At 42.8% G+C, this 16,334-nt stretch carries 8 protein-coding genes; 4 read left to right on the top strand and 4 right to left on the bottom strand.

Annotated features, from left to right (window positions below; genetic code table 11):
* Window positions 1–850 precede the first annotated feature (850 nt).
* Window positions 851–2,668 (bottom strand): haloalkane dehalogenase, encoded by a 1,818-nt coding sequence (locus ACJJID_RS04760; RefSeq protein ID WP_444921704.1) that lies wholly within the window; start codon window positions 2,666–2,668, stop codon window positions 851–853.
* Window positions 2,669–3,055: 387 nt separating this feature from the next.
* Here ACJJID_RS04760 and ACJJID_RS04755 point away from each other — a divergent pair, with 387 nt between their 5' ends.
* From ACJJID_RS04755 to ACJJID_RS04745, 3 genes are all read left to right on the top strand, one after another.
* The gene (locus tag ACJJID_RS04755; RefSeq protein ID WP_444921703.1) at window positions 3,056–4,156 is read left to right on the top strand and encodes a sensor histidine kinase; all 1,101 of its coding nucleotides are present in this window, start codon (window positions 3,056–3,058) and stop codon (window positions 4,154–4,156) included.
* The gene (locus tag ACJJID_RS04750; protein ID WP_444921702.1) at window positions 4,128–4,880 is read left to right on the top strand and encodes a LytR/AlgR family response regulator transcription factor; all 753 of its coding nucleotides are present in this window, start codon (window positions 4,128–4,130) and stop codon (window positions 4,878–4,880) included. The genes ACJJID_RS04755 and ACJJID_RS04750 overlap by 29 nt, the downstream gene beginning before the upstream one ends.
* 147 nt (window positions 4,881–5,027) lie before the next feature.
* Window positions 5,028–6,605 (top strand): phytoene desaturase family protein, encoded by a 1,578-nt coding sequence (locus tag ACJJID_RS04745; RefSeq protein ID WP_444921701.1) that lies wholly within the window; start codon window positions 5,028–5,030, stop codon window positions 6,603–6,605.
* Between the two features lie 643 nt (window positions 6,606–7,248).
* Here the strand turns inward: ACJJID_RS04745 and ACJJID_RS04740 are convergent.
* Window positions 7,249–13,860: an outer membrane protein assembly factor BamB family protein gene (locus ACJJID_RS04740; RefSeq protein WP_444921700.1), complete on the bottom strand. Its 6,612-nt coding sequence runs from the start codon at window positions 13,858–13,860 to the stop codon at window positions 7,249–7,251.
* A gap of 657 nt (window positions 13,861–14,517) precedes the next feature.
* Here ACJJID_RS04740 and ACJJID_RS04735 point away from each other — a divergent pair.
* Window positions 14,518–14,724 (top strand): hypothetical protein, encoded by a 207-nt coding sequence (locus ACJJID_RS04735; RefSeq protein ID WP_444921699.1) that lies wholly within the window; start codon window positions 14,518–14,520, stop codon window positions 14,722–14,724.
* Between the two features lie 53 nt (window positions 14,725–14,777).
* Here the strand turns inward: ACJJID_RS04735 and ACJJID_RS04730 are convergent, their stop codons facing one another.
* Complete coding sequence (locus ACJJID_RS04730) at window positions 14,778–14,981, bottom strand: hypothetical protein (RefSeq protein ID WP_444921698.1); 204 nt, start codon at window positions 14,979–14,981, stop codon at window positions 14,778–14,780.
* A 425-nt stretch (window positions 14,982–15,406) separates the two neighbouring features.
* Window positions 15,407–16,087, bottom strand: a complete 681-nt coding sequence (locus tag ACJJID_RS04725; RefSeq protein ID WP_444921697.1) for a hypothetical protein — start codon at window positions 16,085–16,087, stop codon at window positions 15,407–15,409.
* Window positions 16,088–16,334 lie beyond the last annotated feature (247 nt).

Raw genomic sequence — 16,334 nt, 5'->3', positions numbered from 1 at the left:
TAAGAACAAGAACAGATTGTTATCTTTATTAAACGAAGATTATCGAGATCTTGATAATCGTACCTCTTCGGTAAGAAGCTTTGCCCAAAGCTTACCCCAACCTATGCAATTTGCTTATATACAAGACTTAATCCTCTACTTTAGATCCTCCGATGGTCGCTGGCGTCACTTCACAATGAAAAAAGCGCTTAATATGCTTTTTAAGCTCCCTGGATCAAGAAAGGCGCTTAACCGGCGATGATGATATTTTGACACTATTTTCATCATTGCACATCTAAACTTTAAGAATTTTCTATTTGCAGTACCCCAATACACATGGTATTTATCCGCAGATAGATGAACTTTACTTATGAACAAGAAAGATTGACAGACTTATACATCCTATGCCGTCACTGAGGTGCCTGATTAAGTTTGCACTTGCACATCAATGGCTACAGAAGTTTTTTTACTTAGATTTAGTGTAAACTCCTTATTGAGCAATTCGGCGCCTTGCAAATACAGCTCGCTTACTTGACTAAAGGATTAATCAGACGTTTATTTTCTGAGGGGAAGAATAAACTTTTTAATCATAGGGAGTAAGTGCAAATTGAATATACTTCTATCCAATGAAAACAAGGGTTCACTTCAAAAATAAGTGCTCAAGACAATCAGAAATTCCTTTTTTAACTTGGACTCCAGCAATAACAATTCCGGATCAGTCGAACATATTGAATGTTAATAACAGGAACTTCAAAAAATAGATTTGACCCAGGATCTACAGATCAAAAAATTGAAGCCCACTTAAAAACAAGCGGGCCTCAATCAATTCAACATATTTATTGAAAAACTTACGTTAAATATCTAGCTAAAATTAAGGTACGAGTTGGTAGCTGTTACCCAGGTCATCCTTAAGCACCAGGGCTATGCCATCAATAGCTGAAACCTGTAAGGGCTCATTTAGAATTCGGCTCCTGAATGTCCACCCTTCAGGTAGGTTGAGACGAGCGCCCAGATGTTTCAAATCATCCATCTGTAAGTTGGCATCTTCAAGGCGACTAAAAGACTGCATGATATATACCTGCCCATTGATATCTGTTAACTCATAGACACGTCTACCTTCATAAAATAACCAGATGTTATCCCTTAGTACTTTACCAGGAACATAGGCAACGTCCTCCCCTTGACTATCAGTCAGATCAACGCTAGTTAATAAACGCATTTCTAACTCGCCAAATAATCGGTATTCATCGTCTGGACTGGGTAAAATGATGTCGCCACCTAGATTTTCATCCACAACAAAAAAACGAGGCCCATTGGGTATGGCTGATAGTGCATCATATTCCGCAGCTATATCACTAAGATCTAGAGCCTCCCACTGGGCCTGTGGGCAATAGTTAACTCCCGGTGTACCCCAGATTTCTGCTTTTATACTTGAACCATCTTGATATGAAAGCAAAATTTCGCAATAACGGAAATTGAAGGATGGACCACCTGCACGCAATGGTTCTTCTGGAGTGGTGCTTCGTAGAAAGTTTAATAAGTGAATAGCTAATTCTTCACCCACGTCATCTTGAATAAAGTGCCCAGCCAAAAAACGCCTGTGATCATTACCATCCGATCCTGGTACATGCTCGATCCACTTTTGCTGATTTTCCTCGCTGCCTAAGCCTCGATCGAACTCACCGGCATTAAACATAAAAGGATTATGAAATGCCCCGAGTGTTTGCCAAGCAATTATATTTTGCATCTCGATATCAACAAACATGGCAGGAAAAGCACGTATTGCCGCTTTGTAATCAATACTGGGATAAGGTGCGTTGTAAGCGGAAATTTCTTCATCAGTCAACTGGTAGACTGTCAAGACTTGAACCACATCTCCGGCCAATAGCTCAGGCACACTAGATGCATAGTCAATCCACTGCTGGAATCCCTCAACTTGATCGCTTGACCGGGAGGCAAAAAATGTTGCCGCATCACCTAATGACTCGTCTAACTCAAAACTAGGGTAAATATATGGATTTTTACCAGGAGGGATTATTGGCAGGTTACCATTAGCGACAACTAATCTCGCAATATGGTGCGATATTTCACCGGCAATTCGAAGACCAAAAAGACTACCCCAATCATGTACGAAAAGATTGATATTAGTTAATTGTAATTTATCAATAAAGGCTTTCGTCCAAGCAACATGCTGTTCGAATTGGTGAATCGTGACATCAACTGGCTTATCTGACTTACCCATGCCGATGTTATCGGGTGCTATTACCCGGTAACCAGCTTCTGCGAGGATAGGAATCATTTTCCGATAAAGATAGGACCAACTTGGCTGGCCATGCAAGAGTAATACAACATCCCCATCAACTGGCCCTACATCCACATAATGCATACTTAAGCCATCAATTTCTACGTAATTAGCAGCAAACTCATAACCGGGCAATGAATCAAAACAGGCCTCTGGAGTAACCATATACTCCACACCAGCATCGGTAACTTGCGTTGTGTTTTCTGCTGATTTACAGGCCTCGCTATTCGGCCCAGAGGAGTCTGGTATTTCTTCTGTTGTTTCTTCAGAGTTATCTGAGTTACAAGCAGTGATTAAAACTCCAAGCATAAAGGCGCCAATGATATTTGGCCATCTGCGCTTAGAGTAAACCTCTTTAATATCTGGTGATAAAGAGTGATTTGCCATGGATGTATTCCTTTTGCAGTCAGTAAACAGTAAATGCCAGGAGTGAGGAATACAGATATCACTACTACAACACCGTAAAGAAGGCAGGATTGTTCAGATGGTGTAAATATTCGTATCAACGGTGCTTTAAGCCATATTATTCAACACAAAGAGTTTAAATAGTCATCTAGATTTCTTACACTTAACTCGTACTTAAGAATAACCAGTGGATTTAAATTGCCTTACCTCCACACAAATCAAAAATATTCGCTGAGCAATTTTCAAAAAGACCAAAAATTTTTTTACTTATGGTTTATATTTCAAACCCTGCGGTAGACGAAACAAGAGTGAACGTCCATAGTTACTTATGGTTTTTACGACCTGAAAGTTTATTGGAATTGAAAGATATTGATAGAAACCACAACCAACCAAAATTCTCTGGAAATTCGCAAGAGAAAACCTAATCAAGCATGGATATTCTTGATTATTTGGCCATCTTTTAATATTGGCCTTATCTCTAGCGCACTTTATTTGCTCAACCATCTCAATATTTATCTTTTACTGCAGGTAACAATCAAGATATGGAGTGTATTTTTTGTTGGATACTTACTGTTCAATATTTTTGAGACTCTAGTCAAGAGATTACTAACATCTTTGATTGAGCAGTATATTTGGCTATATAGGCCCATCGTTATTTTTTTGATTTTTATCTGGGTTGTGCCAATTGTCGAAATCCCACTCGAAAATAATGTATCAAATGTCAAATTTTTACCAGTCGTGGTACTGCTACTTGAATCGCTCATTTACATGGCTGTAATGTACATATTCCAGCAGCAGGAATTACACTACCAAACCTGCATGAATGCCCAGAAGACAGAATTGCAGATGCTTAAGATGCAATCCAACCCTCACTTTTTATTCAACACTTTAAACTTGATAGCGACTGAGATAAGCCGAGATCCGCCAGTTGCAAAAGAACTTATTTATAACCTTTCTGATTTATTGCGCGGCACCGTTAGGCTTTCCAATAATAACTGGGCAACCTTAGAAGAAGAATTACAGCTGGTGGAACTCTACCTTTTATTGCAGCGTAAACGATTCGATGGTCGACTTGCCTTTGATATAGATTTCCCAGCCGTATTGAAGGGAAAACTTGTCCCTTCCTTATTGCTTTTACCGGTTGTAGAGAACTCCATTAAGTATGGCATTACACCCTTTGTAAGGGGCGGCCATGTGAGTATCATTATAGAATTACAAACTGGCTACTTAAAAATAGAAGTACATGATACCGGCCCTCCTTTTGATGACAACAATATACAAGAGGGTCAAGGTCTACGCATATTGTCAGAATCCCTGAAATTACATTTTGCTGATGATTACTCAATGAATTTGAGTTCAAGTATTGGAGGCACCAGTATGGTAATTCGTATTCCAGAAGTCACCTCATACACTAACTCACAGCACCTGCAAGGAAGCGCAGATGAAACCGAAAACCGTTGCCATAGTTGATGACGAACCTGCTGCAAGATACAGCTTAAAGGAGGTGATTGATACTTTTAACGAATTGGAAGTCATAGTAGAGGTGTCGGATGGTAAGTCTGCAATAGAACAGATTTTGGTCACGCGACCCGATATTGTTTTTCTCGATATTGAAATGCCTGAAGTAACAGGATTTGATGTAGCAAAAGCAACCTCTCAGATGAATTATCAATTGATTTTTTTAACCGCCTATGAAAATTATGCGTTGCGTGCTTTTGACACTGTTGCTATTGATTACCTGGTAAAACCTGCCAGGCCAGAACTAATTGCCAGGAGCATTCGTAAAATTTTGCAACAGGAGATGTATGCTTTAGAGCAAAGTGGGAATACTACAAGTATTAATCGTTTACTGTTGAGCGATGGCAACCAACAAAGATTACTTTCGCACGATCACATTAATTATATTGAAAGTATAGGCCGTTATCGCCGCGTTCATCTTACCGAATCAGGGTCCCGCTTGCACAACACAGACACCATAATATCCGATATGACATTGGATACTTTTTGTGAACAGTTACCGAGAAAAGTATTTTATCGACTGCATCGTAGCTATATTATTAATAGAGAAAGAATGCTGGAATTAAAGTCACAATCACGACGTCATTTTGTAAGAATGGCTGGTACAGATACAAAAATCCCAGTCTCCCGTAACTTCCTCAATAGACTAAAGCGATCTATTAAAACCAGCTGCTAATCTTTTGATCTTAGGTTCCCAGGATTAAGTAGAGTGTTCTTTCTAATTGACGACATATCAATACCTACCCCAAGAATTCAATGATTGAGCCGCCCGACTTTTTTTGGCATATTTTATATACCGAATCTTCCTACTCAGAGAATAATAATGAAGGATTTTTTGATTGTTGGTGGCGGCCATAATGGCTTGGTTTGTGCCTGCTATTTAGCTAAAGCTGGAAAAAATGTAACGATTTTTGAGCGCCGGTCGATTGTTGGCGGTGCAGCGGTTACTGAAGAGTTCCACCCGGGTTTCCGAAACTCTGTGGCTAGCTACACCGTTAGCCTGCTTAATCCCAAAATCATAGAAGACCTCCATTTACGTGAGCATGGCCTGGAGATCAAGTTACGGCCGCAATCAAACTTTTTTCCACTTTCAGAAGGCAAGAGCCTCTCTTTTCATAAGGATCTCGCGGATACACAGACAGAGGTTGCGCGCTTCTCTGAAAGAGACTCAGCCACTCTACCTGACTTTTATGCCATGCTGGAAACGGTGGCAGACATTTTGCGCGAGGAACTGCTGCGTGCTCCCCCCAATGTAGGTGGCGGCCTTGTGGATTTGATTCGCGCCGGCGGCTTTGGCCTGAGGGCGAAAAAACTGAGTATGGCATCCCGTCGTGATGCATTGGACCTGTTCACCAAGAGTGCCACCAGCGTGCTGGATGCTTGGTTCGAAAATGACCATGTAAAAGCTGCGTTTGCCTTCGACTCTATCGTCGGCAACTATGCCGCTCCCAGTACCCCCGGTTCCGCCTATGTGTTACTACATCATGTGTTTGGCGAGGTAAACGGCGAGAAAGGCGCTTGGGGACATGCTATGGGCGGTATGGGTGCGATCACCCAGGCGATGCGCAAAGAAGCGGAGCACCTCGGAGTCACCATTCGAACAGATGCTGAAGTTAAAGAGATATTGATCGATGGCGGTCGCGCTACCGGAGTACAGCTAAGCAGTGGGGAAACCCTTACTGCCGGTAAAGTAGTCGCCAATGTCGGCCCTAAACTGCTCTATTCCCAGATGATAGACGAACAACATCTGGAACCGGAGTTCCGCCGCCGTGTACGTGGTTTTAGAGTAGGCTCGGGCACCTTCCGTATGAATGTTGCTCTATCTGAGCTGCCAGACTTTACCTGCAAACCTGGTACACACGCACAACCGCACCACAAGTCTGGAATCGTCATTGGCCCCACCATGGATTATCTGGAACAAGCCTATATAGATGCGACCCAATACGGCTGGTCCAAGCAACCCATTGTCGAGATATTGATCCCCTCCACCATCGATCCTTCTCTGGCCCCCGAGGGCCAACATGTGGCCAGCCTATTCTGCCAACAATTTGCTCCAAAACTGCCGGAAGGTAAGAGCTGGGACAACTACCGTGAGCAGGCAGCTCAGACCATTATCGATACCGCCACCAACTATGCACCCAATTTCCGTGATTCCATCATCGCCCAACAAATCCACTCACCGCTGGATTTAGAGCGCAAGTTTGGCTTGATGGGAGGCGATATCTTCCATGGTGCCTTAGGCCTGGACCAACTGTGGAGCAACCGCCCCTTTATGGGCTTTGCGGATTACCGCACGCCGATTCAGGGGTTGTACCTTTGTGGCTCCGGCAGTCACCCGGGAGGTGGGGTTACTGGGGTGCCTGGGCATAATGCGGCGATGGAGATTCTGAGAGATAAATAAGAATAGCTCGTATTGATCTTATGAACCCAGTACGAGCACTATTCATAATAGTGTTCAGGCCAAGATTAACCACTCAAGATATCAGCTGGTTATAAGTTATTTAAATGAGCCTCTGCACTTGCTGACAAGTACAGTGAGCAAATTGGAAGAGCATAGACAGCCTGTATGATCTATGCAGATCTTAATCTTCTCTAGACCAATAGTGCCAAAACACCGGAAGAGTCCCTTTTGCCTCGATTCAACAGCGAATTCCCGTAGCAACTACTCACAGTCAGCCTCCAAGCCTTCAGCCGATGCTTGGTCATAAACCCAAGAGCCTAAATTTTAACTGGAGTACTATCTCGAACTGGTAAATTGGAAAGGTTGAGGAAAGTTTGAAGATATTACCACCGATATAATTTAAGGTATCTCGCCAATTGACATAATCCTAGAGCTAGGACAAATAGAATAGGAAAAGTAAACTCTTACTTCATATTTTTATTCAGATGGCTAGATAATAAAAAATTAGCACCACAATAATAGACAGGGCACAGCCAGTCTTTTAATCCTTAGGCTACTTCAAACTAGCAAATACTAATGGCATGGGGGTTGCCCCACCATGCCATTAGTAGTCTCAGTAAACTAAATCAAATTAAAGGTTCAGTTACTGTAGCGAAATAGCAGTCAACTCAGAGCCAGCGATATACAGGGTTCCGTCATCACCAAGACTTAAGTGCCCGGAAGATTCAAAACTCCAATCCAGCTCCTGAGTACCTATATTAATGGCATAAGTATGCGATGAATCTCCAACAAAAATATGCGTTCGGGTTACCACAATATTTGAAGTTAACAACGTTGGCGCCTCCCAGGCCCACACTTCGCTCCCATCTTCTTCATCAATAGCTTTCAAAATGCCAGACTGCAAGGCGTAAATAATTCCAGCACTAGAAGCTGGCTGTCCTGAAAATCCAGCAGAAGTTTTCTCCCACAAAATGTTGCGTTTATTGAGATCAAATACAACTAAAGAGCCCGATTGAATTGCCACAACATTATTATACCTAGTCAAAACTGTGGCCAAATTTACATCGTATCCTCTCCAGTCAAAATTAGGATATTCAATGTTATAGGCCAATTCACCAGAATCACGGTGAAAAACTTGTAGATCAGTAATAAATGCATATACATACTCTTCATCTACAGCTGGGGTAAATTCTTGATACTGCGCTGTAGATGCGAACCAGGACTCCGACCCATCACTCAGATCAAATGAGTAAAGTCCTCCGTAATACCCCCCCGCAGTATAAATCCCTCCATCATATACAGTTGGAGACATATAAGTTGACCACTGATTTTCATATTTAGTAGCAAACAATAGTGAGCCATCATCTATGTCAAGCCCTCGTATAAAGGAATCCCCATGACCACCAGTTTGAAAGATGACTTTTCCACTGTCATAAGCTGGGGGATTTATAGAAGATATACCGTCATAAGCACGCTCCCACACCAAATTGCCGTTGCTTGCATCCAGAGCAACAATTCTCTGCTCTGCATAATAGGATTCATTAGATGCGAAGACATTACCATCAGCCACCACTACCGGGTGTAACTTTGTCATATTAGGTAATGTCACGGACCAATGGTGAGAGAAATTATCTACATCTAGCTGTAGCGGTGTATAACCAGTATGCGTTGCTCCGCCTTGATATGTCGCCCATACCACAGGTAAGGGGTAACTATTGCTATCAATAGGTGAGGTGTCTGAGAAGAACTCTTCAACATTTGTAAAAGAATCAAAATCTTCATCATTTGCTGCATCGTCAGCATCGATGGGGTCTAGCGCATAAAGCACTTCCCATCCATCCCTCATATGGTCGCCATCAGTATCAGCAATAATTGGAGATGTACCATAGGTATTCGACTCTTCAAAATCCGAAAGGAAATCACCATCTGTGTCTATATCTATTGGGGAAGACCCCAAGGCATATTCTTGCAGATTGGTAAGGCCATCAGCATCAATATCACCAGCGCTATCATCTGCCAACAAATCCAAACCATACTCGAACTCGTACATATCTCCCATACCATCACTATCCGAGTCTTCAAGTAATGGGTTTGAGCCGAGTTCCTTCACCTCTGTAAAATCAGTAAGCCCATCGTTGTCACTATCTTGCGCCAATAAACTTGTACCTAATTCCACCTCTGCTGCATCAGACAAACCATCAGCATCTGTATCCGCAACAAAAGGATTAGAACCATAAATCAACAGTTCATCGCCATCGTTAACGCCGTCATTATCAGTATCAGGGTTGTCCGCATGAGTACCAAAGGTGTACTCCAGCAACGCAGATAAGCCATCCCCATCCAAATCGGAGCCCGCATCAGCAACATTCTTCGGATCTAATCCAAAGCCATACTCCCACCAATCAGGAAGTCCATCACTGTCAGAGTCCCAATCTGGCGTCAGATCTACAAATTTACCCCGCGCATCTAGCTTGGAAAAACTACTTAAGTCTGCCGTGACACGATATAGTCCGTCATATGCTGTAGCAGCGACTAACTCCCCATTACTACGGAGATTTAGATCATTAAAGCTCTGGCCAACGAATAATGTTTTTTGCAAAACCCCACCAGCCGTAAACTGATGTATCTCACCATTCCAGGTAGCTGAAAAAATATTACCAGCCTCATCTACCGCAATTGCCCGGGAAGTTTCAATAGATATGTTGGAGAGCAGAATTCCTGACTCCGGACTGAATTGAGAAACCTGACTGCCACTTAATGCGTAGAGATAGCCATCTGCGCCAACTGTCAGATCTATAAATGTGTCTGCATCTACATAGTTCACAGAACCATTTGCTAAGTCAAACTTCACATACCCTTGACTAGGACTGCCACTAGTTGACTGGTTGGTAACGAAAACTTGTTCACCAACAGCATCTATGCCGCCATAACTCAAATTATGAATAATACTCCAACCAGGCGCTGGATAATGCTCCCAAAGATTTGACTCTAGTGAATATACACTTAAATAAGGCTCAAATGTCCCATTGAAAATCGCTACTCTTCCATCATCCAAAATCACCGCATCTCGTGCATATGTGAAATCACTTCCACTCGGATTAGGGATGTCGAAACTTTTTATTTCACGACCATCAACATCAAGCAAGTAAAGCTTATTTTCAAAAATAGAAATTCCAGAGGCTCCCACTTCAAAAAGTGTAGGAAGAGAAACCCCCTTCAGTTCATCAATCAAAATGCCACAATCGTTAGCTGAGGATTCAATCCTCACATCTAATTTATGATAACCCTCAGCAATGGGAACAGATATCTTTTCCCATGATGTTTGGGAGACAGACACACCTAATAATTTCTCACCATTTAGCTCAATAACCAATTCAGCATCATAGATGGAATAGCAGGTAGATCGTGCTTGTAGAGAAAACTCTACAGGGGAAAAGTAATTGGTTGTAGAAATACCCCAACTACCTTCGGTAAATAAACTAACAACCCCATCACTAGCTGATTGAGTGACAAATTGTGGGCTACCTTGTGAGACCCAGCCCCCCGGCAATTCTTGATTTTCAAAAGAAAAATAGAATTCATCGATTGGAGAGGGTAAAGATAACTCCTCAGTTGGGTCAGAGCCCAAAAGGTACTCGATTAGATTAGAAAACGTATCATTATCCAAATCACTATCGGCATCGGAAGCATCTAACGGATTCAGTCCAAATAGTACTTCCCAGCCATCCGGCATACCATCTTCATCTGTATCACTGTTAGATGGATCAGTAAAATAAGTCATAACCTCGTCAAAGTCTGACAACCCATCCTGATCCGTATCTACCATCAAAGGCGAACTGCCGGCTACGAATTCCTCAAGATTATTTAGGCCATCAGTATCCGAATCCTTCAAGGCATCTAGTTTGTCAGTGTCATCCAAACCATGGGCCAACTCCCACCACATTGGCAAGCCATCGTTATCGGCATCAGATTCATACCGATAATTTACTATATTCAGCTCATTGCCAATTGATTGATGAATTAGTATTACACCATTTTCATCAGCAATAAGGTCTATATAGGTATCGATATCGAGATATTGTTTAAATAGAATTTCTCTAAGATCATGACTGAAAATTGCTAAAAGATATTCCCTATCTACCTTAACCAGGCCAACAGCAACACTTTCGCTCCAGGTGAAATCCAGTAGCTGTATCTCCGCACCCACATCCTCAGATAAAGAGCTCAAATCAAGTGCGCTAACGAGGGGGTTAGCGGGGTACCCCTGGATAACATTCCCCTCTCCAGTCACAAATAATTTACCATTCGGTGATTGCGACAGCCATGCACCTAAAGACTCTCCGAAGTAATAATATTGATACCCGGAAAACTCCTTTCTATCATTATCAATATTAAAGCTATTTAAATCTCCATAAGAAGAATAATGATAAAACCGGCCGGTTTTCTCCACGTAAAGCAGCTCCTTTGAGCTGCTTACCCAATTGTAACTATCCCTAACCGTATAGCTTTTATCAAGCAAGTGATAATTCAAATAAATGCTATCTTGACCACTTCCAGCAACTGCCACATAGAAATCACCTGCACTTATTAATGCTTCCAGACCTCCCTCTAAAGAGGCCACCTCCTGGTTTTTTATAGGTAAAGTTTCACTAAACTCAATAAGTTTACCATTCTCAAAACCAACCAATATCGAGGATGGATTGGCGACATTTATAGACATCGCCTTACCGTTACTCTCAAAGTGCCCCAAATGTAAAGGGTTTAGATATTTACCAGCAGCCGTATCCCACTTCCAGACTGAACTGGAATCGCCATCCAGCAAATATAGTACGTTTCCTCTTCGAGCAATCTGATCTACATTTTTGACCTGGACTTGTCCTTGAATATCACAAACGCCATTTATGCCATGCTCTGCAAGGTAGCAGGCTGAATCCAGAGGAAATAAATCGAGGCTTAAACTAGATTCTCCCACAGACGGATCATACCCATCATTCCATGAGTCGGGCGCGCCATCGAGGTCAGAATCAACTGATGCAGCGCTATCGTTTGGAAATGCATCCTCTCTATTCGGAACTCCATCGCCATCTATATCATCTAATAGCTCAACCAGCTGATACTTTCGGCCATGATTCTCAGTATAAGTAATGACCAAGGCTGCTTCATCTAACTGTACTAAGCCCTCAGGAAGTCCAATATAGGAAGCAGAAAAAAATTCTTCAAAATTGTTGTTGTAAGCAACTAAAGAGCTGTTATTAGTAAAAGACGCTGATAAGGTTACAACCGTACTATTATCGGAAAACCCATAATCAAAACTAGTTACTGGAGAGCCAATTAAACTCAAGTCACTGGCTTTGTAATAATCACCACTACCAAGCAGCACTCCGTTACCACTATTAACGAGCAGAATCGGACCTCTGATAGTGTAATCACCATGGTAGGGAGATTCCCCTTGGGCACCTATAGCACCGCTCGACTGAGAGATTTCCTCAAAATGTATATCATTAGGTGACGTGCCATCTCTAAAATGATAAAGCCGATTATTTACATTGTTCCAAGCATAATAATGAGAATACCTATTCCAATCCTTACTATCTAATAAACTCCCATCCTTAGACAAGACATGATGTGAACTCCAGGCTCCCTGACCATCTTGAACCAATAGATAGCGACCCGCTTCCGCCAGTCCGGTTGCACCCACAGGCATTTGAATGAGGTTAACTAGTTTTTCAGGTGTATCAATTGAAAAATATCGGATCCAGCCGTCACTATAAGCAAGATATACTCTGTTATGCTCATCATGGTAACGTACAACCTGGGGACTTTGATCTTCAACTACTAGATCAAGTTTTCCAGTGAAGTTTTGAGTCTCTGAACTCCACTGGTAAAAATCGTAAACCCCATTTTCAGAGAACCCGAGATATATAACACCATTCGCGTCAGAAAATGCTTCATCCAGTGCAAGTGTATCGGTCAGTGTGGCGAAACAGGTCTCCCCATCACCTTCATTTATCCGAAAGCACGACGCATCAAGGTCGTAATAGTCAGCATTATCACCGACTCCGTCACCATCCTGATCTGATGACTCTGTTTTATCCCAAGGGAATGCGTCGTTCTCGTTTTCTACGCCATCATTGTCAATATCGCTGTCTACTTCATTGGGGGTACCATCCCCATCTAAATCGGCTCCGATAGCTTTGATAATGGAGTATTTGGGTTTATCCCCCCAGGCTGAGATCTCTCTTGAACCGTCATATTGACGTGTTTCATGAATAAGGAGCTTAACTAAACCACCAACTTTGAGAGGAGTTTCAGCGTCTGAAGACTCGGGATCAAAGGTGTTGGGCACAAGTAGCTCACCAATGTTCAGCCTGGAGACAAAGTCGTAATTATCTTGTATTGCCTGCGTGGTATTTGTATCAAGACCTTCGGCAAGGCCATCTAACACCCCATCTGTTAGATCTAAAACTAACAACTCCAGTACTGCAGAAGTGCTTATATCTGTCTCGTTTTTAAGAGCCCACACAAGAGACGCGGTAGCTTCAGAAGCGGTACGGTAGCTCAAAATATCATCAAGATCGGCCTCATTCCCAAAGGCCACTGGTGGCGTATGAAAAAGGTCTACCTTATCTAGTAGGTCAAAGCCTAACTGACTTTTAACAACCAGGGATTGAGAGTTTATAGCATCACTCAACCCAGGTTTATCGACTACATTTCTCTGCCGGATCAGATCAACAACGATGGTTGTTAGCGGTGTTGCAAAGATATCTTTAGATTTCTCGAGCGCCTCAGCTTCAACAATTGTTGATAAGCTAGGAAGGATTGGGGCCATTCCTGTCGTTAGGTCTATCGTGGCATCATCAGCCAAAAATTCAATTAGGTAGTAACCATTGTCCGGAAGGTCTAAGCCTTCCTCAGTGAATTCACCTAACTCTGTGGTTTCGCCTCTCGCGACAACCTCCCCCTTTAAGTCCTCCGCCTCAAAAGAAACTTCATGAATCTTATAAGTGGCAAAACTTAGTGGCCCCTTAACGGCGGTCCCAGAAAGCGAATATGTGACGGCTGGGGTAGGGGCAGGTGTAGGCTCGGGTTCAGGTGAAGAGTCACTTCCTCCCCCCCCTCCTGAGCAACCTAGTAAGACCGCAGTGAGACCTGCCAGTACAAGCTTTAAATTAAATACCGTTGTTCGCGATCCCATATCACAATCCTTTTCACTCACCAAGCTTGCATACTTAGTGCGATAGTACTTGAGCTGCATAAATCAGGGCCTTTTCGCCACTTTGCAATTCTTTACAGAAATGGGCGCGATCATATACGGCTATTAAATGAACTGCAAAACCCAACTTAGAATTCGATACCTTATTATCACTATGTCTCCCGCTGTGTACGGAGGATATTCCTCTGCGGTAGGGATGCCGTATCCAGGAAGAGCTGTGAACACCAGCGCCAGCGGGTTGAAGACAGGATACAAGGAAAAGCCAAGATCTTTGATCTCGATATCCCAGTTCCAATTACATCTCAATACAGCAATGTATTCACGCTACAATCCAAACTGAGCAGCCCAGCTGGCGTGCGATTAACGCAGGGATATGCCCAAAGGCTTGCCTTTTCAGCTGAACCGCTATTCAAAGCCGGAAGACTGGAGTAGCCGACAACTGTATCTGAATAAACCCAGGGTGTATGGGTTAAGGGTTAAGGGTTAAGGGTTAAGGGTTAAGGGTTGCCAGTGCCTTCCAATTGCCGGAGTCCAACTTCGAGATGCAACTCTGATTATGTTTTATTACATTTGGAGAGGTAAATGGCGAAAAAAGCGCTTAAGGCCATGCAATGGTTGGTTTGGGTACTATCACCCAGGCCATGTGTAAACATGGTGGAGTATCTCGGAGTCACCATTCGCAAAAAAGCTTAAGTCAAGGTGTTGTTGATAGATGGTGAGCGAGCTAGAAGTGTACCGCTGGGCAGCGAGGAAACCGTTACTGCCGCTAAAGTAATCGCCAATATCGGCCCCAAATTACTCTTTAGCCAGATAATTGGCGAACAGCACCTAGAGCCGAAGTTCCCACGTTCGGTGCGCGGTTTCAGAATAGGACCCGGAATCGTCATTGATCCCACCATGAATTAGCCAGATCAGGCCTACGTGGATACGACCCAATACGTATGGTCAAAACAACCCTTTTAGGGATACTGATCCCCTTCACAATCGATGCCTCCTTGGCCCCCAAGGGCCATCATGTCACCAGCCTTTTCTGCCAGTAAGTTGTTCCAGAACTCCCGGAGGGTAAGCGCTGGGATGACAACCGTGGCTAGGCGGCACAAACCATTAATGATACCGTCACCAACTATGCACTCAATTTCCGTGATGCCATCATTGCCCAACAAATCCACTCACCGCTGGATTTAGAGCGCAAATTTGGCTTGATGGGAGGCGATATCTTCCATGGCGCCCTGGGGGGTTGACCAATTGTGGAGTTACCGCCCCTTTATTGGCTATGCAGGTTACCGCACACCGATCAAGGGTCTATATCTCTGCGGTTTGGTAGGCGGCGTTACTGGAGTATCTGGGTATAATGCTGCGATGGAGATCCTAAGGGACAAGTAGAAATATTGTTATAAATGTCTCACGAAGAACGAGTCATTTTTAATTTAAAATAAAAAATAGATGTGTCAGGCAAAAACCAAAGCTTCTATAGCTAAGGTATTGATTCTTCTTGAGGCTTAGCATAGAAAATAGAGGCTTTTAAATTATAGCTTTGAGTCGAGCTAAGTGCTGGGAAGAGCGCCAAAGGCGCTCTTCCCAATTAAAACTAATTAGATGTACCACGAACTTTGATCAAGATTTCATCACCCGGATTCACTTGCAGTCCATACTGTTTACAGTCATGAACCAACCCATTAACAGTTGCGGTAATTTTCTGGCCAGAAGTTTTATTTTCACAAATAAGCTTGCTTGGTGTCATCCCACTTACATTAACCCCAATTGAATCCTTTTCTTCTGGAATATTATAAGAAACAATACCCTTCAGCGATGAGTCACCCCCCTCACAATGCTGCTCAAAGCCAACATGAAGTGAAGTCAAATTTCCATCATCGTCATAAGAAACTTGGTAAACTTCAAACTCCCCAGAGACAGTGTTGCAACCGCGTCCCTGCCCTGTAAATGAAAGTCCTGGTTTATCGGCACCCTGAAAAGGAAAGCGTTCGGCTAACAAATAATTTCCAACTTGAATCTCCTCATCACCGGGAGCAGCCAAATTCAACGTCCAATTTAAATATGATTCATCTGCAAGATTCGAAATAGAAACTGTGATTCCATTATCATAGTTTCTCTTGTAAGAAATCTTTGCATTATCGTCATCGTATAGGTAGTTCAGCCCCTGGCCTATGTAGTCACCGGCCTCACTCTCAAGCTCAACCTGTGACTCAGCTAATACACCTAGCGATGTAGATGCAAGAAAAAAAGCTGCCGAAAGGACAATAGATTTCATTTAAAAAAATCCTTTTTTGATAAAATTTCAACCAAAAATTACACATTAGAGCATACCAATAAATCTAGAAATTACCTCCATGACATTTCAATTCAGCAGCACGACAGCACCGTGAGAACGCACTCACAAAACTCGGCATAAGTAAACCGAGCAACCGGCAAAACAAAGCCACCTTATCGAAACCTTAAAAGCACCTAGCTGCGCTAAATCTCTAAACACATTTTTGGAAACTACTTATGCAGTATTA

Source organism: Microbulbifer sp. CnH-101-G (assembly GCF_052466775.1).
This window is presented reverse-complemented; position numbering and strand designations above follow the sequence as displayed.

Excerpts from the sequence above, each read along its gene's own strand:
- ACJJID_RS04760 (WP_444921704.1), bottom strand. The coding sequence starts at position 2,668 with ATGGCAAATCACTCTTTATCACCAGATATTAAAGAGGTTTACTCTAAG.
- ACJJID_RS04750 (WP_444921702.1), top strand. The coding sequence starts at position 4,128 with ATGAAACCGAAAACCGTTGCCATAGTTGATGACGAACCTGCTGCAAGA.
- ACJJID_RS04745 (WP_444921701.1), top strand. The coding sequence starts at position 5,028 with ATGAAGGATTTTTTGATTGTTGGTGGCGGCCATAATGGCTTGGTTTGT.
- ACJJID_RS04740 (WP_444921700.1), bottom strand. The coding sequence starts at position 13,860 with ATGCAGCTCAAGTACTATCGCACTAAGTATGCAAGCTTGGTGAGTGAA.
- ACJJID_RS04725 (WP_444921697.1), bottom strand. The coding sequence starts at position 16,087 with ATGAAATCTATTGTCCTTTCGGCAGCTTTTTTTCTTGCATCTACATCG.